The 3,514-nt window shown below is 75.9% G+C and carries 2 protein-coding genes; both read left to right on the top strand.

Annotation, left to right across the window (positions count from 1 at the left end; genetic code table 11):
- On the top strand, positions 1-2,153 hold a 2,153-nt coding region (locus tag F8271_RS30555; protein WP_192580531.1), incomplete at its 5' end, for a [protein-PII] uridylyltransferase.
- 365 nt (positions 2,154-2,518) lie between these two features.
- Positions 2,519-3,514 (top strand): sensor histidine kinase (locus F8271_RS30550; RefSeq protein WP_151493260.1); only part of this gene is annotated, 996 nt, incomplete at its 3' end.

The following is a 3,514-nucleotide window of genomic DNA, read 5'->3' as shown; positions in this document are numbered from 1 at the left end:
CCGCGTACGACACCTTTCTGCGCGGGCTGCTGCCGGCGCGCGACGGGGTGGCGTTGCTCGCCGTCGGCGGGTTGGGGCGGCGGCAGTGCGCACCGTACGGCGACCTCGACCTCGTCCTGCTGCACGCCGGGGTGCCCGGCACGGACGAACTGGCCGCCTCGCTGTGGTACCCGATCTGGGACGCCGGCCTGCGACTCGACCACTCGGTACGCACCGTCTCCGAGGCGCTGTCCGTCGCCCAGGACGACGTCAAGGTCGCTCTCGGGCTGCTCGACGCCCGGCTGGTGGTCGGCGACCGGGCGCTGGCCGACTCACTGATCCGCACCGCCGCCGACCACTGGCGGCGTACCGCCGTGCGGCACCTGCCCGGTCTGCGGGAGGTCACCGACGCACGCTGGCAGGCACACGGCGAACTCGCCTTCCTGCTGGAGGGCGACCTCAAGGAGGCCGCCGGCGGGCTGCGCGACGTGGGGTTGCTGCGCGCGATCTCCGCCGCCGGCATCACCGACGCGCTGCGCCCCGCCGTGCGCGCCGCCCACCTGCGCCTGCTGGACGCCCGTGACGCCCTGCACGAGCAGGTCGGCCGCCGGGTCGACCGGCTCGTCGCCCAGGAACGCGACGGCGTGGCCACACTGCTGGGCCTGGAGGACGGCGACGCGCTGCTGCGCCGGGTCGCCGGGGACGCCCGTACGGTCAGCCACGCCCTGGACGACGCCTTCCGGGCCGCCGACCGGCTGCGCTCCGGCCGGTCCCGAGGCGGAAACGGTCGCCCCGGGCGCCGTCCGGTGGCCCGCGACGTCGTCGAACACGACGGTGAGTTGGTGCTCGCGCGGACGGCGATCGGAGCGCGCCCCGACCCGAGCCTGTCGCTGCGGATCGCCGCCGCGGCGGCCGCCACCCGGCTGCCGATCGCCCGAGCCACCTGCGAGTGGCTGGCGGCGTACTGCCCACCGCTGCCCGCCCCCTGGCCGGCCGAGGCCCGGGCCGCGCTGACCACCCTGCTCGGCGCCGGTGCCGGCCTGGTGCCGGCCTGGGAGACGTGCGACCGGTACGGGCTGGTCGACGGCTGGCTGCCGGAGTGGACCCGGCTGCGCAGCCTGCCCCAGCACAACCCGGTGCACCGCTACACCCTGGACCGGCACCTGGTGCAGACCGCCCACGAGGCCAGCCGGCACACCCGCGAGGTGGAACGCCCCGACCTGCTGCTGCTCGGTGCGCTGCTGCACGACATCGGCAAGGGCCTCGCCGGTGACCACAGCACCGTCGGGGTGCCACTCGCCGAGGCGGTGGCGACCCGGATCGGTCTGCCCGCCGCCGAGACCGAGCTGATCGGCAAACTGGTGCGGCTGCACCTGCTGCTGCCCGACGTGGCCACCCGCCGCGACCTGGCCGACCCGGTCACCATCGCCTCGGTGGCGGAGGCCGTCGGTGACACCGGCACGCTCGATCTGCTGCACGCGCTGGTGCGCGCGGACGCGGCGGCGACCGGGCCGGCGGCCTGGTCGGACTGGAAGGGGCGGCTGGTCGCCGAGCTGGTCGCGCGGGTCCGTACCGCGCTGGACACCGGCGTCCTGCCCGAGCCGCCGGCCCCGGACCCGGCGCTGCTGGCCGGGCCGCTGCCGGTCGTCCACCTCACCGGGGACCGGGTGGCGGTGGCGGCGGCCGACCGGCGTGGTCTGCTCGCCACGGTGGCCGGCTGCCTGGCGCTGCACCGACTGGAAGTGATCTCCGCGGACGCCTCGGCGGTTGACGGCCGCGCTCTGGTCGAGTGCCGGGTGCAACCCCGCTACGGCCTACCGCCGGACCCGGTGCCACTCCGCGCTGACCTGCGCCGGGCCGTCGCCGGCGACGTGTCGGTCACCCAGCGGCTACGCGGCCGTGCCCTCGCCAGCCGTGGCGGCGGCGCGGCTCCCCGGGTGGTCTGGCACCGCGAGGCGGCCACCGACGCCGTACTGCTGGAACTGCGCGCCGCCGACGCCGCCGGACTGCTCTACCGGGTGACGTGCGCGCTCGACGAGGCCGGCGCCCTGGTCCGCGCGGCCCGGATCTCCACCCTCGGCGCTGACGTGGTGGACGCCTTCTACCTGGTCGGCGGATGGCCCGACGACGCCACCCGGGCCCGCCTGGAGGCCGCGGTCCTCGCCGCCGTCTGACCCCGGGATGTGCTTCGGATCCTCCAGGAGTTGCGGTTGCGGTTGCGGTTGCGGTTGCGGTCCCGAGCGGCAGGGCCGCGCGCGTCGACGGGCCCGGCGCGTGCCGGGGCGAAGCCGTCTCCGTTGTGGGCCTGATGACTGTGCGGCATCAATATGCCGCACAGTCATCACGCTCACGGGGGCATCCGCCACCGGCTGCCGGCTGCTCTCTCCGCCGTCAGCGTGCGCCGGTGGTGCTCAGCCCCGAGGGTGACAGCGGGACCGCTCGCCCTCGCCGACGGCAAGGCCGGGTACGTCGCGGGACGTAGGAGCGGTGCCGCTCGTGGACGCACGTCGGGGAGCGTCGGCGCGGGCAGAATGACGGCATGCGGCAGAGTGGTCGGCACGGGCGGCGGGACACGGCGGCGGACGCCGCGCTCGCCCTGGTGCTGCTCGGGTTCGGGCTGCTCGCCACCGGTCTGGCCGGCGACAATCAGCCGGGGTCCACGCCGGTCGACACCACCTGCCGGGTGCTGCTCGCCGTCGCCGCGCTCGCCCTGGTGGTCCGGCGCCGCACTCCGGTCGTCACCCTCGCCGTGGTCACCGTGGCCACCTCGACGTACCTGGTGATCGGCTACCCGTACGGGCCGATCCTGCTCACGTTCCTGATCGCGGTGTACACCGTGGCGGTGTGGCTGCCGGTGCGTCCGGCGGCGCTCGCCACCGGTGCCGCGTTCGTGCTGTTGTTGGCGCACGTCTTCTTCGGTCGGGGCCCGGCCCCCGGTTGGGCGGGAGTGTTGCCCGCGTCGGCCTGGGTGGTCGTACCGTTCGCGGTGGGGGTGGTGGTGCGGGTGAGTCGTGAGGCGACCGCGCGCACCCGTGCCGAAGAGGCCCGCAGCCGTGTCGAACAGGCGCGACGGCAGGCCGACGAGGAGCGGCTGCGCATCGCGCAGGAGGTGCACGACGTGGTGGGGCACGGGCTCGCCGCGATCAGCATGCAGGCGGAGATCGCCCTGCACCTGCTGCCGAAGCGGCCGGAGCAGGCGGAGGTGGCCCTGACCGCGATCAGCCGGACCAGCCGGGAGGCCCTGGACGAACTGCGGGTCACCCTCGGCGCGGTGCGACGGGGCGCGGAGCGTGAGCCGGTACCCGGCCTGGCCCGCCTCCCGGCGTTGCGCGAGCGGCTCGCCGGGGCCGGGCTCGCCGTCGAGGTACGCGTGGTCGGTGGCCCCCGGGAGTTGCCCGCCGCGGTGGACCTGGCCGCGTACCGGGTGGTGCAGGAGGCGTTGACCAACGTGCTGCGGCACGCGGGGGTGGCGAGCGCGGAGGTGACCGTGGACTACCGCGCGGACGAGGTGACCGTCGAGGTCACCGACCGGGGG

It is taken from the genome of Micromonospora sp. ALFpr18c, from assembly GCF_008868155.1.
Classification (GTDB): Bacteria; Actinomycetota; Actinomycetes; order Mycobacteriales; family Micromonosporaceae; genus Micromonospora.
This window is presented reverse-complemented; position numbering and strand designations above follow the sequence as displayed.